Genomic DNA, 18,129 nt, shown 5'->3' on the forward strand with positions numbered 1-18,129 from the left:
AACGCAGACTTGTCACCGAAGAAGATCGCGCAGCTTCGGCCCGATCTCCTGCAAAGGCTCGGCGTTCAGCATTTCAAAATGGCCGCACGGAACGCTGACTTCGCACATCTTGCCGCTGGTATAGGTGCGCCAGGCGCCGGGCGCCTGTTCAATGACATCGTCAAGAGCCGGCGTTCTCCCCGTCGCGGCGCGGAAAACATGAATGTCTGCGGCGACTTGTGGCGGGCGGTGCCGCAAGGTGATGCGGAAACAGTTTTCGATGACCCGCTGGAACCGTTCGCGCGCGGCGGCGCCGTCAATCCCTGCTTTTTCAATCAGCGGCATGGAGAAGACATCAAAGGCGGAAAACATGTAATCGGCGAGCGACGCCAGCGATTTCGCCCGATCGCCCATGGCGTCCGCAGGCTGATGAACAAATTGCAGCGCGATATCGACAAGCGTGCTTTCATTTTCGACTTCTCCTAACGCGCGCGAAAACGGAAAGGAATCGAGGAGACAGAGCATCTCCACTTTTTCGCCCGCCGCTTCGAGCTTCGCCGCAATCGAATGGGCGACAAGGCCGCCAAGGGACCAACCCATCAGCCGATAAGGGCCATGGGGGCGGATCGCCCTGATCTCGCGTAAATAATCCTCCGCCATGGCGTCGATGCTATCCGGCAAGGCCGCTGCATCGCCGTCTTTCAGTCCCCGCGCCTGGAGCCCATAGACCGGGCAATGGGGGCTTAGATGCCGCAACAGACCGGCATAGGACCAGGCGACGCCGACTATCGAATGAATGCAGAAAAGCGGCGCCTCCTCCCCATGCCGACGCAAGGGAAACAGCGTCTCAAACGGATCGCTGGCGCCGGCGCCGTCCATCTCGCGCGCAAGATTGGCGATGGTTGGCGCGTCAAATAACGACAGCAGCGACAATTGCGTTGAAAACTGCGTTTCAATTTCGACCAAAAGCTGAACCGCTGTCAGCGAGTCGGCGCCAAGCTCAAAAAAATTGTCCTCAACGCCGATACGCTCAAGCCCCAGCATCTCCTGAAAAATGTCTGCAAGCTTTTGTTCGGTCGGTGTGCGCGGCGCCACATAACCGGAGGTCGTCTGACCGGATGTTTTCGGCAGCGCATTGCGATCAATCTTTCCGCTACGCGTCAGGGGCAACGCATCGAGGATGAAAATCTTCGAGGGCGTCGCATTCACCGACAGGGTTTGCGAAAAAGCCTGACGCAGGCATGTTTCATCGAGCGCGGCGCCGTCATCGGCGACCACATAAGCGGCAAGACTTTTCCCGCCTTTCGGATTTTCGATGGCGTCGACAAAGGCCGACTTGACGCCATCGCAGGCCAGCAGCGCCGTTTCAATCTCGCCCGGTTCGATGCGTATCCCGCGCACTTTTAGCTGTTGATCGCAGCGTCCGAGAAACTCAAGGACGCCGTCCTCGCGCCAGCGCACCAGATCGCCCGTGCGGTAAAGCCGCCCGCCTTGCGGGTCGAACGGATTGACCGGAAACTTCTCCGCCGTGAGCGCCGGATTGTTGAGATAGCCGAATGCAACGCCCGCGCCCGCAATACAAAGCTCGCCCGCAACGCCCGCCGGGGCGAGGTTGAGACGGTCATCGAGAATATAGGCGTCCGCATTCAAGATCGGTTTGCCGATCGGCGGCGCCGCAAGGTTTTCCTCGCCGATGTCCGCGACAACACACTGCACCGTCGTTTCCGTAGGCCCGTAATAATTGGCGACTTTAGCTCCAAGATCGTGCAGCGCGCGCGCCAGCCGCGGCGTCAAGGCTTCTCCTGCAACGCCCGCTTTAATCCCTTGCAATAAAACAGACCGGCTTGAGATCAACATGCTCCACAAGGTCGGCGTTGCAATCATGAAGCTCGCAGCTTCGCGCTGCATCAGGCCGGAAAGCGCCGCAGGATCGCGAATTGTTTTCTGCGGCGCGATGATCGCAACAGCGCCGGCGGCAAGCGCCGTGTTCAACTCGATCACCGACGCATCGAACGTGAACGGCGCCACAGCGACAAGCCTGTCTTCTGCGGTGAGCGGAAAACATTCCATGGCGTCACAGACGGTGTTTGTCAGCCCGCCATGATGAAGCATGACGCCTTTGGGCGCGCCCGTAGAGCCGGAAGTATAAATCAGATAAGCGAGATCACGGGCGCTGACAGGACCGCCGCGTTCATGATCGTTGATGTTGACTGCGTCTTCGTTCGCAAAACAGTCTTCAGCCCGCCACACAGGACAATCTCCTGCGTCGAAAACAGAAGCGTCTTTTGCTTCCGCGATGATCATTTTCGCTTGCGCGTCTTCAAGCAGACGCTTGATGCGCGTTGGCGGATCGCACGGATCGATTGGCAGATAGGCCGCGCCGGCTTTCGCAATGCCGAGCATGGCGATGGGAAATAATTCGCTGCGCGGCAGGGCGAGCGCAATAATGTCTCCGCGCCCGACACCCTCGGCAAGCAGGCGCCGCGCAAAACCATTGGCGCGCGCATTGAGCTCCCCATAGGAAAGGCTGTTTCCATCAAAACGGATGGCGATGCTGTCCGGATCCCGCGCGGCGTTGTCTTCAATTAACTGGAATACAGGCGCGTCGGGCACGACTTTGCGCTCACCCCGCCCCCACGACAAAAGACGCTGGCGCTCTTCATCGGAAATGAGCTCGACTTTTTCCATCGCCGCGTCCGGCGCCGTCAGCAACGCCCGGCAAAACGTCTCGAAGCGACGGCGATGATCGCGCAGCTCCGTTTCCGAATAAAGCGAAGGATTGGCGTCAAAGTCGATGCGCAGGTCAGCGCCGTCGCCGCGGTCATAGATGAAAATGACCATATCCTCGACGGAGGAGTTGGCGAGATTGTGCGCGGTCGTCGGCGCGCCGCCGAAAGTGAGATTGTAATCGAAAGGCTCGATATTCACGGCGACACGCGCAATGTGATCATGCTGCCCGGTCAGCCCCAGATCGCGGCGCATATCCTCAAAGCGATAATGCTGGTGGCGCAGGGCCCGGCGCACTTCCTTCGCCACTTGCGCGGCGAGCGTGCGGAAATCTTCTTCCGGGTTTATGTCGAGCCGCAGCATGATCCCGTTCGCAACCATGCCCGGGACGCGCCGCGCCGCCTTGTTGCGTGCAGAAACCGGCATGCCCAAAACGAGATCGCGCGCGCCGGTTGTGCGATGAATGAAGCCCGCCATCAGCGCGATCAGAATTTGCGGCAGGCTGCATCCTTCCGTCTTGGCGAGCATGCGCAACGCATCCGCCGTTTCCGGCGCCAATCGCACTGTCTCGCGCGCAAGACCGTTTGCGGTTGGGGCGCGCCCTTGCGCCAGGGAGACAGGCTCGGGAAACTGATCGAGACGGTCAAGCCAGTATCGACGGTCCCGGTCGAACGCCTTTGATGCGCGATAGATTTTTTCTTCCTCGATCAGCGTCTTCAGCGGCGAAAAAGGCGATGGCGGCGGCGCAAGGCCGTCGATGGCGGCGTTATAGATTTCCGCGATCCTGCGAACGAGAAGACCGCCCGCAAATCCGTCGAGTACAATGTGATGCGCACGCTGGTAAAAAAAGAACCGGTCTTCATGGGTTTTCACAAGAGCGCCAAACCATAAGGGGTCGCGCTCCATCTCACAGGGCGCGGTGACATCGGCCATCATCCAGGCCTGCGCCGCCGCATCGGGCGCCGCGTCCTTCGAAAAGTCCATAAAGGGCGTAGCGCCGCGATAAGTTTCATGAACGATCTGATGCGGGCCGTCGGCGTCTTCGAAGATATTTACGCGCGCCGTTTGCGCTTCGGCGATCACCTGCCGGATCGACGCGACAAAGATATCGGGATCGACAGCGCCGTGAATCTCCAGCGCTTCCGCGATGTTGAAAATGGTTCCCACACGGCTGATTTTGGAGCCGATCCAGATGCCGCGCTGCGCAACAGTAAGCGGCAAGATTTCCGGTCCCGTCTGAGGCGGCGCCGTCTCCGGGCGCCGTTGCGTCTTTTTCAGCGCGGCGCCGGCGGCGGAAGACGGTTTGAATTTTTGCAAGCCGGCGTCGGGTGGCCGGAAAGGACGGGTGGAAATTTGATGTGACGACGGCTCATGCGCGGGCGCCAACGCAGCCGCGCTCCCGTCCCCGTCATAAGACGACACAGTTGACCGGCCCGATGAAAGGCCGGTTCGATGGTCATCGCTCCCCACGATGGCCTCTCCCCCAAGTCGTTTCGAAAGCCGAAACTTGTTGCAATGCACCATTGCTGAGACAATTTGTCAAGCAAGACGCGAATTGCACGCACCAGACGCGCGCCGCAACCGGCGAAAGTTAGGGGCGTAACGCGCCAATAGCGGGAGCGGGCCGCACCCGCGCGCCATTAAGCAGCATTCCGACGGGCGTATAGCGCACAAAGAGCGCATAGGCGCCGAGCCCGATCAATATGGGCGCCACGGATGATATTATGAATTTCAACCAAACATTGAGATCGACATTGGCGAGCAGCGCCTGCATCCACACCACCAGCGGCAAATGAATGATATAGAGCCAATAAGAGGCGTCGGCGACATAACGAATGGAGGCGCTTTCAACATCCCCATACATCCTGCCGAGCGACAACACCGCAATCGTCGCCAGCGCCGAAATATAAGACTGCAGTACCGCCAGCGTCACGCGCCGCCAGAACTCGACAGGCTCGGGCGGATAGCTGAGTTCCGGCAATAAAAGATGGTAGACAAGAAAACACCATAGCGCGATCGCCAGCAGCAAGGGCCATGCCTTTCCCACGCGCGTCAGAAAATCCTCGGCGCCGTAAAGCCGCCAGCCAAAGGCGAAAAACAAGCCGAAATAGCCGAACGGCCATAGCTTCACCATCAGCCTGTCCGGCGACGGCGTCGGCGCGCCGGCGAAAAACAGCGCCGGCGCCAGAAGAAGCGGCAGAAAGGCAAGCAGCCAGACGGACGATGTCAGTCTCGATAAAACCGCCTCGAGCTTTGGCTTGCGTATCTGCGTCAGCCCGGCGGCGATCAAGGAAAAGAACAGGAGATAATATAAAAACCACAAATGCAGGGTGCCGACATCTCCGATCCCGCCGGAAGGGTTTTCCATGCGCTCGCGAATAAAGAGCATCATACGCGAAGGTTCATCGACATAAGAAAACGAAAAACTGATGACGCCGAAAGCCGCTGCGGCGACCAGCGGCAGGAAAATCAGAAACGGCGCGCCGACGCGCAACAGGCGATTGCGCAGATAGGCTTTCAGTCCGCGTTTTTCCGTCAAGAGATGACCGAAATATCCGGCGATCAGAAAGAACAACGGCATCCGGAAAGCGTGAGAGGCCCAGGCGAATACGGTCAGCAACGGTGAATCATTGGCGTCGGTGATGAACCAGAACTCATTCAGCGGCGCTGCGTAGGCGAGCGCAGCATGAAAGAAGATGCCCGCCAGCATCGCCGCGGCGCGCAGATTGTCCATGTAATAAAGCCGCGCCGTCATGGTCCCCCTCCACGGCGGGCACCCTAAGGGCGGACACGGCCCCGCCTCAAGCCCCACCCATGATGAAAAGCCCACGCGCTCCTGAAAGAAGGACGCGGATCAGGCGGCGCCGGAGACATTGAGAATGGCGCCGGAGGTGAAAGATGACTTTTCAGAAACGAGAAATATCGCGGCGTCCGCCACTTCCTCGGGCGTTCCCGCACGCCCAAAGGGAAACCGCTTGATCGCTTCCTCCAGCCGCCCGGGCCGGTGCATCTCGGTGTCGATGGGCCCGGGGGAAACGGCGTTGACACGCACACCCTCGCCCGCAAGCTCGCGCGCAAGGCCGACCGTCAGGCTGTCGACGCCGCCTTTGGAAGCGGCATACCAGACATATTCGCCGGGCGACCCGTAGTGAGACGCGCGCGATGAAATAAAGACAATGGCGCCTCCTTTACCGCCGCGTTTTGTCGACAGCCTTTTGGCGCCTTCGCGCGCCACCAGCATGGCGCCAAGAAGATTAACCTCCAGCACCTCGCGCAAGGTCTTTGTATCAGCGTCGACAAGCGCCGAATTTTTACCGGTGATCGCGCTGTTATAGATAATCGCTTCCAGGCCGCCGATCTCGTCAAGCTTTGCAAACAACGCGTCGATGTCGCTCTCGCGCGCCGTATCCACTTTGAAGATATGAGCCTGACGTCCAAGGCCGCTAATGTCGCCGGCGACTTTTTCCGCCGAGGCCTTGTTGCTGGCGTAAGTGAGCGCAACGTCGAACCCCGCGCGCGCCGCCGCCAGCGCTGTCGCCGCGCCGATGCCGCGACTGCCGCCGGTTACTAACAATAAGGGCGCAGGCTCAGCCATAAATCATCACTCGTCCTTCATTTTCACTCAACAACATGCCCCGAATTCGCAAAGGGCGCAAAGACTTCCCCTTTATGGAAAAGGAGGAGCCGGGGTTGAACCCGGCTCCTCCCGTTTCGCTAGGGAGAGGTCGAAGGACCGAAGGGAAGGTCTTTCTTCCTTGCACGCCGGTGATGTTAAAAACCGGCGGACCCTTTTCGCCCGGCGCTCTAGAAACGAACCCTGACGCCCGTACGGAAGCGCATGCCGAAGGTGTCGAAATAGACCGGGTTGGTCGGATAGTTCGACCCGCCAAGACCGCCGCCGCCCGGCGCAACCGGAGGCTTTTTGTCAAAGAGGTTGTTCACCGCCGCGAAGACTTCGAAGTTTTCCTCATTGGACCCCACCCCGAATGCGTAGGACACGGCGAGATCGACATAGGTCGCAGCGTCGACGCGGTTGGTGCTGATGCTGTTGGCCAGCATCGGATCGTAGCCCGGATCTTCAGGCCCCGTATATTCGACGCCGTAAATGCCGGAACCGACACGGCGCACGGTCACCGTCGAGTTGAAACCGCCAAGGTCATAGGAAACGAAACCGTTCCAGATCCAGTTCGGCGCCGGGTTGAAATCACCGCCATCGCGAACAGGGCCGGATTGTCCCGCATAGTCGATGGGATCGACCGTCGGATCCGGCGTCACCACGAAGTCATATTGGTGGTTCGCCATCAAACGGAAATTAAGATCGCCGGCAAATCCGTCATGGAGATTGTCCAGCGGCAGATTATAGGCGACTTCGAAATCGAAACCGCGCACGGTCAGCTGGCCAAGATTCACCTGGCGCGCATCGACGAAAGTGATGTCCATGGCGTCAGCGTAGCTGATGCGGTCGCAGAAGAGATCATATTCGTCGCAGAAATCGACGATGCCCTGCCCCGTCAACGTGGTCACCACATCCTTGATCTTGATCTGGTACCAGTCGGCGGAGAAAGTGAGCCCCGGCGCAAAACCCGGCGACACCACAAGACCGAGCGTCGTCGTGTCCGCTTTTTCCGGCGTCAAAGAGAACGCGCCGCCCGACAGGATCGGGGTCGGATCGTCGCCGCCGCCGCCGGGCGAGCCCGGAATGGCCGGGTTGTCGACGATCCCTTGCGAGGAGCCTTCCTCCGTCGGCACATTTTTCAGATACAATTCACGGAAACCGGCGGCGCGGATATCGCGCGAGCGCGAGCCGCGGAAACGAAGCCCCTCGGTGATGTCGTAAATCGTCGACACTTTCCAGCTGGTGGCGTTCGAGGTTTTCTCTTCCGACGTCAGCGTGTCCGTGGCGTGGTTGCGGGTTTGCCGCACCGCGCCGTTGATTTCGAGATAATCGGCCAGCGGCGCATCGCGCAACAGCGGCACATTCAGTTCGAAGAACCCTTCCATGACGCTGATCTCACCAGCGAAGTCGAGACCGAACGTAAAGGCGTAGTCATTATAGTTCGGAATATCGCCGTGTGTGACATCGCCGCTTTCGTCGCGATATTCACCACCCGCCGCAATACCGATGGGACCAGCGCCCCAGCCTTCGTAGATCTCGCCCTGAATGCTGCCGGCGATGACATGCTGGGTGTATTCAAAGTCTTCAACGACCGGACGATACGCATAGGCGACCGCCGCAGGATCGAGATTGTCGAGCCCGAAGAGATTGAAGGGAACGCAGCCCTGCGCAATCGGATCGGGATCGGCTTCCAACAATTCGGCGCAGACGATTTCATTCGTCATTGGATCGACGACGGCGTCCAGCGCGTAGATGAACGGCGTATTGACCCGCGAATTGTCCCGGTCCTGATGACGGTCATTGCGGCCATATTGATAATAGACGTCCCAGGTCCAGCTATCGCCGAAGGACCCGTTAAGCCCCACAAGACCGCGGAAGACTTCCGATTTGGCTTCGTTGTAAGCGGGCACCTGCGCGTCGATATCCTTGCCGAGGCTGAAGGACGTGCCGTTCAACAGCGTTACAAGCTCGGCCGGCAGATAGGCGTTGGTCGGCTTTACAAAAAACGTGGAGCGCGGGCCGGCCGTGACGCCGGAATTGCTCGCCGTGCGATTGGCGTAGGTAAACTCGCCAATGACGTTCAAACTGTCCGTCAGCTCATACTCGCTGTAGAGATAACCGACATAGCGTTCGATCGGCGTTTGAATGTCGGGATCGGCGTAAGTCGATGCGCCGTCGCCGCCCTGACGCGGCCCGAAAGTCGACGTCGACACATACTTGCCGGTGTCGAAGTCGAGAATGCCTGTGCCGTCGTCATTAAACCGCTTGTTGCGCGCCGCCGGATCTGCCGGGTCGCGGTTTCTGACGACCCCATGGGGATCGTTGAACGCCTGTTTGGAATTCGGCCCGATAATGAAATTCGGCAGGCCATAACCCGGCGAGCCGGGAATGTCGTAACCGGAGAGGTTACCATTATCGAGACGGTTGCTGGCATTGGTGAAACGGTCCCAGCTTTCGGCGCACCACAGACGCACATCGGCGCAATCGCCAATGCCTTTTTGATCCTGGAACTCGCCGCCGAACACGACATGGCCGCGTCCATCCGCAAAGCCCGTGCCGAGCGCAAGCGAGGCGTGATAGGTTTCGCCGTCGCCCCGCGATGTCTGGCCGTAATCGACCTGACCGCGGAAGCCTTCAAAATCCGTATCGAGAATGATGTTCACAACACCGGCCACAGCGTCGGAGCCATAGGCCGCCGAGGCGCCGCCCGTGACGGTTTCAACACGCTCAATCATCGAGGATGGAATGATGTTGAGATCCACGGCGCCGCCATCGGAGCTCGGCACGAAACGGCGCGTGTTCACAAGCGTCAGCGTGCGCGTGCCGTTGAACGGGTTAAGGCCGCGAAGGTTGGCGAAGCTGGCGCCGACATTGGCGCCGGCCGTAATCCCCGCCGTTGAATCGGACTGGAAAGAAGAGTTCTGCGGGATCAGCTTCAGCGTTTCCGCCGCATTGATCTGCCCCAGATCCTCAATGAGATCGCCGGACATCACGGTCGCGGGCGTCGGTGAATCAAAGCCGGTCCGCTTGATGCGCGAGCCCGTTACGATGACATAGTCGCTTGTGCCGGCTGCATCAGCGCTGTCGGTGTCCTGCGCCATCACTGGCGCAGCGCCGAGCGCAAGCATGGCTGCGGATGCGCCAGACAAGAGCGCGGATTTCGGCATGCGGTGCAGGAATGAATTTCGCAATGTACTGCCCTCCCAGGCGTTATTTATGCGCGGGTGTTTTCCGACTTTTGAAAAGCCGGCCCCCGCGCCTTTGCCATGAAGAAGCTCTCACAGATGTGAAAAATGAGCTTGCACCGGAAGGCATATCGGTTTGCGCTTGACGGCATTGCGGAAAGACAGATTAAGACGTCTACAGAGGAGCCGCCTGCATATTGCAATGCAGCGCATTTGAAAGGCTGTTAATCGGCGGACCGACTAATGCGGCAGGAGATGCATGCGCCGGTATTCCGACGGCGCCATGCCGTATTTGGCGCGGAAAGCGCGGGTGAAATGCGCGGCGCTGTTGAAGCCCCAGGAGAACGCGATTTCCGAGACCGTCAGGCTGCGCCATGCCGAGTTCGTCATCTGCGATGCGCATTCTTCGAGGCGGCGGCGCAGAATATAGGCGGACGTGGTTTCGTTTTCCTCGGCGAACAGGACGCGCAGATAGCGCGGCGAAATGCGCATGGCGTCGGCGACACAACCCGGCGAAAGCTCCGGATCGGAAAGATTTGCTTCGATATACTGCTTCGCCTGCGCCTTGCGGAGCCCCACCACGGTTGAGTTGGTCATCTTGTGGCCAAGGCTGATGGAATAGGCGGTGCCTAGAACATCAAGAAGATGCCCGGCGATGCGGTCGCCGAATTCTTCGGGGATGCCTTCCTCCGCCTTCCCCCACAAACTATGGGCCATGGCCGACGCGGTGCCCGTAAGACCGAGTTCCGCCGGCAGGCGAAGCCCGCAAAGCTGTTCCGGGCACGGCAAATGCGTCTTCAGCATTTTCGGAGAGGCGCGCAGGATCATGAACCGCGCGCCCTTTTCCAGTTGAATGCGATGGGGCGCCGCATTGTCACACAAGGTGAAATCGCCGGGCTCAAGCCGGGTTTCATTTCCGTAGTGTGAAAATTGCGCGCCGCCCTGCGCCATCAGGAGGAACGAAAAGAAATGGGATTTCGTTTCGTTGATATGCGCCGTCGTCCGCTCGATGCTGGCGCCGTTGGTGCGCACATCGGCGAAGCCGAGAAAACCAAGCGACGTCACGCGCAGCTCCGCATCGAAAACATCGTCGGAAGACGGCTGAAACGTGACCTGCGCGAAGCGGCTGGAATAGGTGTTATTCCAAGACGCCATGCGGCGCGAAGCCGGAAAATCGGCGGTCCGGTAATACTCCATACATCCCCTCCCAAGGACTGACACGTCGGACTTTTCCCCGCTTAAGCGGATGTTTTTCTTTTAATTTATACGCCCAGCCCGCCCCCGGCAATGTGATTGCACAGACTTGCGGGCGGTTAACTGAAATAAAGTTTCAGCGCCGTTTGGGAAATACGCCAGCGATCACGCGCATCGGGAACCCAGCGGCGGAAACGGTCAAGCGCGTAGTCGAAAGTGATACGCCCTTCATAACCGACAAACGGACAGTCGCTGCCCCACAAGAGCCGCTCCGGCCCGACATGGGAAACGAGATCTTTGGCGAGATCATCGGCGATCTTGTCCGCGTCCCCATTCGGATTGGTTTGCCAGGCCGCTGTTCCGAGAAGACGGAACCCGCCGGAAAGCTTCACCCAGGTGTTGCCGCGTTCCGCCGCCGCCAGCACCGCACGATAACCCGGGCAATTCACGCCAAGTTTCGGATCGGGATGGCCGAAATGATCGATAACGACTTTCACGCCGCTTTCTTCAAGCGCCGCCAGCACCGGCGGCAGCGCCGGTCCCTCGATCGCCACATGCACATGCCAGTCAAGGTCGCGCACCCGCCGGAAAAGGAGATTATATTCTTCGCTGCGAAAATCGGGAAGCTCGGCCATGCGCGCAAGCTGCAGCCTGATGCCGACAATGCCGTCGCCCTGCATACGTTCAAGCGAATAGCGGTCGGTCGCCGCCGGTGAGACAATCGCGGTCCCGCGCAGGCGCCGGTGCTTGCGCAATTCCGAAATCATATAGTCGTTGTAAAAGCCGGTGATGCTCAGCCCGGAAATCACGCCGAAATGAATGCCGTATTGATCGAGCAGCGCGAGATAGTCGTCAGCCGTGAAAGAATAATCGGTCCGCGTCCAGGCGTTGCTGCTAAGCGGCATGTCTTCCTGAAAAATATGCGCATGACAGTCGACCACCGGCGGAAAGTCAGCCTGTTCACCACCGCTGGCTGTTGTCTGGTCTTTCGCATCTGTTGAAACATGCAAGGTCATTCAGATGCTTCCGGTTTGCCTGTGTTCGCGCTGTCATCAGAAGGGCGCGACGAAATCGACCAATCGAGCTTAAGCGCGGGTGCGCGGCCGCTCACCGGATTGTCGTAATGAAAACCCATGGGCGCAATTTCAGGATAAGGCGCAAAGGTGACGCCGCGTAAGGGACCGTCCGGCGGATATTTGGCGATGCTTTCCGGTGTCGGCGCAAAGCGTTCCGCCGAGCCTTCCTCGACCGCCGCCCAGCCACCGGTGTAACTGGCGAGAAAAATATAATCGAGATCCATCCCGGCGATCTTCCAGACGCCGTCTTCCAGCTTCACCTGGTTTTCGTAAATGCCGGAGATGTAGGAGCCGTCGCCATCAAGCTGGCTGTTGAACTGAAACAGACGCAAACGGATCTGCGCGCTCTTTCCGTCCGGCGCCACCGTGACATAGGGCTGCGTCTTTTGATGAATCGCCATGAAGGTCGAGCGCCGCCCGCCGTCGCCATAGCGCGAAAAGAGCGATCCCCTCACCCGCTCGCGGCCATAATAGGCGCCGATATAGGAAAGCTCTTTCCATCCGTCCTCGGAGAAAAGATCGGCCGTGTCGTCCCAGCGGAATTCATCAATGTAATAGCCATAGGCCGTGGAGACATTTTCCGCGCCGTCATAGGCTTTGACGATTGCGGCCTTGCGGGCGAGATCGTCGAGGCTTGCCGGCGCTGAAGGAGCGCCCCCGCGTGTAATGTAAGCGTCAAACGAAACCGGCGGACTTGTCTGCTCAGGATATTCCGCGCTGGCAAGCGACGACGTCTCGGCGCTCTCACCTGCGTCCTCATGCGCCGGCAACAAGTCGCGCGCCCAGCCAATGTCATAATCAGCGGCGAAGCGCGGATAGAGTTTCACCGACTGGATTTTCCAGACGCCGTCTTTTTTGACGTAAGTGTTTTCAAATATGCCGAAGGCCCAGGCGGAAGCGCCGCCATGCCGGCCCGTCATCTGCAATTCAAATCCGCGCGCCGCCGCCGCGCCGTCGCCGGTCAGCGTGATCACCGGATCGAGCTGCAAATGATCGTTAAGCTCGCCTTCCTTCAGGCCCGCTTCGCCGAGCGAGAAGAACCGGTCCCGGATCGCGTCCCGCCCACGATAAACGCCCTCGCCGGCGACATCGAAGCTCGCATCTTCCGCAAACAAATCGGCGACATCGTTCCACATCTTGCGGTCCACATAATAGCCATAGGCCGCCTGAAGATTTTGAACGTCGCTTTCATCAAGCAACGCGCCGGCAATGGCGTTGGCTTTTGCAAGACGCGCATCGGCGTCGTCGCTGGTGAGCGCAGAGGCATCGTCAACTTCCGGCGTCGGCGCACCGGCGCTTGCCGGCGTGTAATGGTAAGGCGTCAGCGGCACAACATCAGCGACATTGCGCCAGCCTTCATCATAGGGCCCCGCATATTGCGGATAGTAATGGAGCGTTTCGATTTTCCATACGCCGTCTTCGAACACGTAATCGTTTTCGTAGATCCCGCCCTTCCAAAGAGCTTCTTCGCCATAACGACCGGTCATCGCGACTTCATGCCAGCGTCCTTTCGCCGACTTTCCATCTTCGCCAAGGGTGACAACCGGCGACAGGATCAAACGAATATTCAACCGGTCCGGCGCAAGGCCATCGACGCCCGCGCCCATCTCATCGCGAAAATGCGCATAGAGCGTATCGGCGCCCCAAATTTCGACGCCTGGCTCTACATAGCGTCCGTCTTCCGCGAAAAGCCCCGCCATGGCTTTCCACTCACCGGCCTCGGCATAGTGGGCGAAGGCGTGTTGGAGGCGTTTCACATCGCGCAGGGATTGAACATGCTCGACATCGGCGACAAGACGCGCCGCGCGCACGAGATCTTCCTCGCTCCATCTGCGTTCTTCTGACGCCGCCGCCCCACCGGCCTCCACCGCCGACGGCGCTTCGCGCGAACAGGCGCCGAGCGATCCGGCCGCCACGCCAACAAATCCCGCGAGCAATGCCTGAACAATGAAGCGTTTCATCTTGCGCATCTGCACCGGATCACCGCTCCTCAAGGACTTCGCGAATGATGCTGTCATCGATCAGCGTGGAAAGCTCCTCGCGCGAGCGCGCTTCGCGGTCATCAATCTCCGCCAGCCATTTCTCTTCCGCTTCGAGCACGTCGAGAAGGTCGGGGACCAGGTCGCCGGGATAGCCATGATGCTTCCATGACCGCTTGATGAGATCGAGATCGAAGCCGGTCGCTTCCTGCACCAGCGGCCAGGCGATGCTCGGATCTTCGTGGATCATATCCGTCGCCTCGACGACCGCTTTGACAAACTCCTTGATGCGCGCGCGCTTTTCCGGATCGGCGAGATTCGCCGCCGTGGTGTTGAGATTGAAAACTTCGCGATAGACATCGCGGCCGTCGAACTCCACGGCGTCATCGCCGATCGCGTGGGCGGCGTTTTCGATTTCCGGCTCCCAGATTGTCACCGCATCCACCTCCCCCTTGGCGAGGAGGATCGGCATGTCGCTCAATGGAATGACGCGGACAATCTCGACATCGGCTTCGCTCAGGCCGACGGATTTTAGCATGTTGTGCAGGAAATAGGCGGAAGACGTGTTGGGGATGGTGGCGATGCGCTTGCCCTTCAGATCTTCCAGCGTTTCGATGCCCGCCGATTTGCGCCCGACAATGCGGTAATAGCCTTCGGCCACCGTCATGATGATGCGAAGATCGGGATGCCTGGCGGAATAGCGAAGCCCCTGGGTTTCCGCATGAGTCGCCACATCGGCGACGCCCGGTTCGCCATAGCCGGGAATGCCCGGTTCGCCGACCAGATTGGGAATGCCGCCCATCTTCACGGTCGAGGGGCCGTCAAAGACCTGATCGGAGGCGACGAGCACCGGCGCAATCTCGAATGTCACCTTGTTGCCGTGAACGCGGAATGGCTCTTCCGGCTGGGGCGCCGTCGCGCAAGCCCCAAAAGCGACGCAAGCCGCGAGCGCAATCGCCCGCTTTCCCCAGCCAAAAATGAGCCGTAATTGCATCCAGCCGTCTCCCTTTGGTCCGGACGCTTTTTCAAACCCTTATGCGCCCTTGTCGTCAGCGCACCGTCCGGGTTTTCAGCACGGCGGGCAATATAAATGAGAGCGAGTGCCGGGCATGTAAAATTTGGGCGCCGGAGCGGTCAAACGCTGCAATGCAGCATGACGGTCAGGCAGGCTAAACGCTGGTCCCGCTTGCAAAATCAGCGGCCATTACCGGCGATGATGATTCAGTGACAAGGCGGGTTCCGGGGCGAGGCTCAATCCCCGAGCGACAGCGCCACGCGAAATCCGTTGGACCGGTCACGGACGGTTTGGGTGATTCGGCTGCGATTGGCGGAACGAAGCGCGCGCGGCTCATCGCGCCAGCTTCCTCCCCGCACAACGCGGCGCCCGCAATCGCCGCTTTTCACCGCGGACCCGTCAGCGGGCGCGTCGCCGTAATTATTGACGTAACAATCCTCAACCCACTCCGCCGCATTGCCGAGCATGCCGCGCAGGCCAAACGGATTGGCCGCAAGCTCATCAACGGGCCGGGTCGATCCGAGCGCAACCCTGGCCCGGTCGAAAGTATCGCCCCACCAATAGGCGGACTGGGCGCCGCCGCGCGCCGCATATTCCCACTCGGCTTCCGTCGGCAATCGATAAGTTTTGCCGGTCTTAGCCGATAGCCATTTCACATAGGCTTGCGCATCCCGCCATGAGATAAAGATCGCCGGGCGCGTATCGCGGCCGAACCCGGCGTCACCCGGCGTGTAGGCGCCGCAACCGCCATCCTCGACACAGGCCAGCCATTGATCATGGGTAATTTCAGTCTCGCTCATCGCAAAGGATGAAATCGTCACTTCATGTTGCGGCCCCTCATAACCGACATGGCCGGGAGAGTCCGAAGCCGAGCCCATCATGAACGCGCCGCCCGGCAGCACTGTCATCATCGGACAGAAGTCGCAATCGCTGAAAGAAGACAGCGCCGCGTCATCGCCGGACGCACTATCGTCAACGGCTGCTTCGTCAGTTTCCGTCAATACGTCGTCCGCACTCTCTTCAAGCGCCGCCAGGTCGCTTTCAGCCTCTGCGGCAACGTCGCCGGGCATCTCGCCATCTTCAGCCGCAATTTCGAGCGCGGCGTCTTCGGCGCCGTCAACATCCAGCATGTCTGTGGTGTCGACTGACATGTCCGTGACCACGTCTTCCTCGACCGCCGCCTCTTGCGACGCGGATGTTTCTTCAACAGGCGCGGCTGCGGCGACTTTCGTTTCCGCGCTGGCGTCATCCTTCATCAGCTGCATGGCGGCGAAGACCCCGCCGCCGATCAGGACAACAACGGCGCCGATAATCGCAATCATGGCGCCGGGACCGGATTTCTGTTTTTGCGTGGGCGCGGGCGCCGCCGCTTTGGTCCGTGCGGGCCGGCTCGCCGGTTGAGCGGCTGCGGCAGGGCGTTGAGCGGGGCGCGGCGCCGGAGCCTGGGCTGGGGCCTGGGTTGGGGCCTGCAGCCTTGCTTGCGGCGGCGGCGTTGAAGCTTGAGGCGCCGCTGGCTGCGGCTGCGTCGCACGATGCAAGGCGGCCAGACGGTTGCGTGCAAGATCGGCGAAATGCCCATCAGGATAGCGTTTCAGATAGGCTTCGAAATCCGCCGGCTCCGACCCGTCCTTAACGGAAGTCCAGAACGTGTTCTCAATCGTAATGTCGCCTGCGGAGTCTGATGCGGCGCCGGACGGCGCAGCCTGAACCGGCGGCGCCACATCATGATGGCCGACCGCGTTCTTCACCCCTTGCATGAACAGCCGCCAGTTCGGATCGCTTCTGTCGCCTTGCCAGTTGACAAGATCAGCAGTCTGAACAAGTTCAAACCGCAGCGGGCGCTCGCAATGGTCGATCATCGCCGGAACAAGCTTTGAGAAACGCTCGCCCACTGTCGCTTCCGCCCGCACCCATTTCGAATTCACCGATTTCTGCGACCACAGCACGACAACGGCGCCGGCTTCGCGCAGATGTTTTTCGGTCACCTCATCATAGGATTCACCGGCGCGCAGATTTGTGTCCCACCAGACATCAAGCCCTTCGGCCTGCAGCGCATCCGCGATCATCCTCGCCCGAAACTGGTCTTCCCGGTTGTAGGAGATAAATATATGCGTCACGACTTGCGCCTCCCTCGCGGCTACTTTTAAATCATCCGCTTAACAATTGAAAGTGTTGATTTTTGGAGAAAATTCGCCCCCTATCGGTTGGCGAACGGACCGCGAAAACAAGGATGGAAGGCCGGCTTAATGGCGTATGTTTTCAACACGGATCTTCTTTTGAACGACCCCGATCAGGAGGGGGCCCGTAAAGAGTTTCCGAATATCTTCTTTGCGCTGAATAACCCGGAACTGAGAGCCGCCTTCCGGCCCTTTGACGAACGCGCCAACGCCGCCAAAACCCGCAGCCGCAAATGGGGCGTTCTCGCCGTCCTGCTCGCGACCGGCGCCTTGCTGCTCGCCGGCGGCGAAATGCTGTTCCATGGCCTGCCCAAGGGGCAAGTCCGCACCCTCGCCGCGATCGGCGGCGTCGCCGGCATCGCCAGCGTCCTGATCGGCGTCTTCGGGATCATGTTCCGGGAACGGAAAATGCGCTGGCTTGCCGACCGTCTCGCGACGGAGCGCATTCGACAATTCCATTTTCAGTCTTTTGTCTTTGGCGTCAAAGAGATACTCGACGGCGCGCGCGACAAACAGGCGGCTGATGCTTTTGTAGAAAAACGCACCGCCGACTTTGCAAAATTCGAAAATGAATGCCTGTCGACGGTCGATGACAAGCTGAAAGAGATCGTGCATCACGATCATGACGAAGAAGGCTTGATTTTTGAGGACATCTCGCCTTCAGCGCCGGAATCCGACCCGCATCTTGACGAATATTTCCGGGCCTATGTTCTGTTTCGCTTTAACCGCCAGATCAGCTATTGCGATCTCATCCTGCGCGAAGGCGAAGGCTTCTGGAAACACGCCCCCAGCCAGCAGGCGAAAATTTTAGGCGGCGTTGCGCTTGCCTGCGTCTTCGGCATTTTGTTGTTGCATGGCCTCGTTTTCTTCGGCGCTATCGCCAATATCGCATGGATGAAAGGCCCGCTTGTCCATGTCTTCGCGATCTGGGCCGCGATCATCGCCCTGTCCGCCAGAACTTTCGAGGAAGGGTTTCAGCCGGAGCGTGAAATCGAGCGGATGCGGCAATACCGGCTGGCGTTAAAACGCATCTACGCCCGCTTTCAAAGAGCGCCGAATGTGGATGCAAAACTCGCCGCCATGGTTGACCTTGAAAAGCTCAGCTATGAGGAAATGGTTCTCTTCCTGAAAGGGAACTACGAAGCCGAGTTCATCATGTAAGGCGAGCTTGGCGACGAAAG

The 18,129-nt window shown here is 59.6% G+C and carries 10 protein-coding genes; 1 reads left to right on the forward strand and 9 read right to left on the reverse strand.

Annotation, left to right across the window (positions count from 1 at the left end):
• Nucleotides 1-12: 12 nt before the first annotated feature.
• The 9 genes from ACFC5L_RS15065 to ACFC5L_RS15105 form a co-directional block, all read right to left on the reverse strand.
• Entirely contained in the window at nucleotides 13-4,023 is a 4,011-nt protein-coding gene (locus tag ACFC5L_RS15065) for an amino acid adenylation domain-containing protein (protein ID WP_375203552.1), read from the reverse strand.
• Between the two features lie 274 nt (nucleotides 4,024-4,297).
• A complete protein-coding gene (locus tag ACFC5L_RS15070) occupies nucleotides 4,298-5,461 on the reverse strand; it encodes an acyltransferase family protein (protein WP_375203551.1) in 1,164 nt (387 codons plus the stop codon).
• Nucleotides 5,462-5,560: 99 nt separating this feature from the next.
• Nucleotides 5,561-6,301 (reverse strand): SDR family oxidoreductase, encoded by a 741-nt coding sequence (locus ACFC5L_RS15075; protein ID WP_375203550.1) that lies wholly within the window; start codon nucleotides 6,299-6,301, stop codon nucleotides 5,561-5,563.
• A gap of 209 nt (nucleotides 6,302-6,510) precedes the next feature.
• Nucleotides 6,511-9,513, reverse strand: a complete 3,003-nt coding sequence (locus ACFC5L_RS15080; RefSeq protein ID WP_375203549.1) for a TonB-dependent receptor domain-containing protein — start codon at nucleotides 9,511-9,513, stop codon at nucleotides 6,511-6,513.
• 234 nt (nucleotides 9,514-9,747) lie between these two features.
• Nucleotides 9,748-10,704 carry a helix-turn-helix domain-containing protein gene (locus tag ACFC5L_RS15085; protein WP_375203548.1) on the reverse strand — a complete coding sequence of 319 codons (957 nt, stop codon included), beginning with the start codon at nucleotides 10,702-10,704 and terminating at the stop codon, nucleotides 9,748-9,750.
• A 116-nt stretch (nucleotides 10,705-10,820) separates the two neighbouring features.
• Nucleotides 10,821-11,717 (reverse strand): amidohydrolase family protein, encoded by an 897-nt coding sequence (locus ACFC5L_RS15090; RefSeq protein WP_375203547.1) that lies wholly within the window; start codon nucleotides 11,715-11,717, stop codon nucleotides 10,821-10,823.
• Nucleotides 11,714-13,738, reverse strand: coding sequence for a nuclear transport factor 2 family protein (locus tag ACFC5L_RS15095; RefSeq protein WP_375210772.1), 2,025 nt, complete (start codon nucleotides 13,736-13,738; stop codon nucleotides 11,714-11,716). The genes ACFC5L_RS15090 and ACFC5L_RS15095 overlap by 4 nt, the downstream gene beginning before the upstream one ends.
• A gap of 19 nt (nucleotides 13,739-13,757) precedes the next feature.
• The gene (locus ACFC5L_RS15100; RefSeq protein ID WP_375203545.1) at nucleotides 13,758-14,750 is read right to left on the reverse strand and encodes an ABC transporter substrate-binding protein; all 993 of its coding nucleotides are present in this window, start codon (nucleotides 14,748-14,750) and stop codon (nucleotides 13,758-13,760) included.
• A gap of 257 nt (nucleotides 14,751-15,007) precedes the next feature.
• Nucleotides 15,008-16,888, reverse strand: coding sequence for an SUMF1/EgtB/PvdO family nonheme iron enzyme (locus tag ACFC5L_RS15105; RefSeq protein WP_375203544.1), 1,881 nt, complete (start codon nucleotides 16,886-16,888; stop codon nucleotides 15,008-15,010).
• Between the two features lie 129 nt (nucleotides 16,889-17,017).
• On the opposite strand from ACFC5L_RS15105, the gene ACFC5L_RS15110 reads away from it, so the two are divergent.
• Entirely contained in the window at nucleotides 17,018-18,109 is a 1,092-nt protein-coding gene (locus ACFC5L_RS15110; protein WP_375203543.1) for a hypothetical protein, read from the forward strand.
• Nucleotides 18,110-18,129: the final 20 nt, after the last annotated feature.

The sequence above is a fragment of the Hyphococcus sp. genome (genome assembly GCF_041986965.1).
GTDB lineage: Bacteria > Pseudomonadota > Alphaproteobacteria > Caulobacterales > Parvularculaceae > Hyphococcus.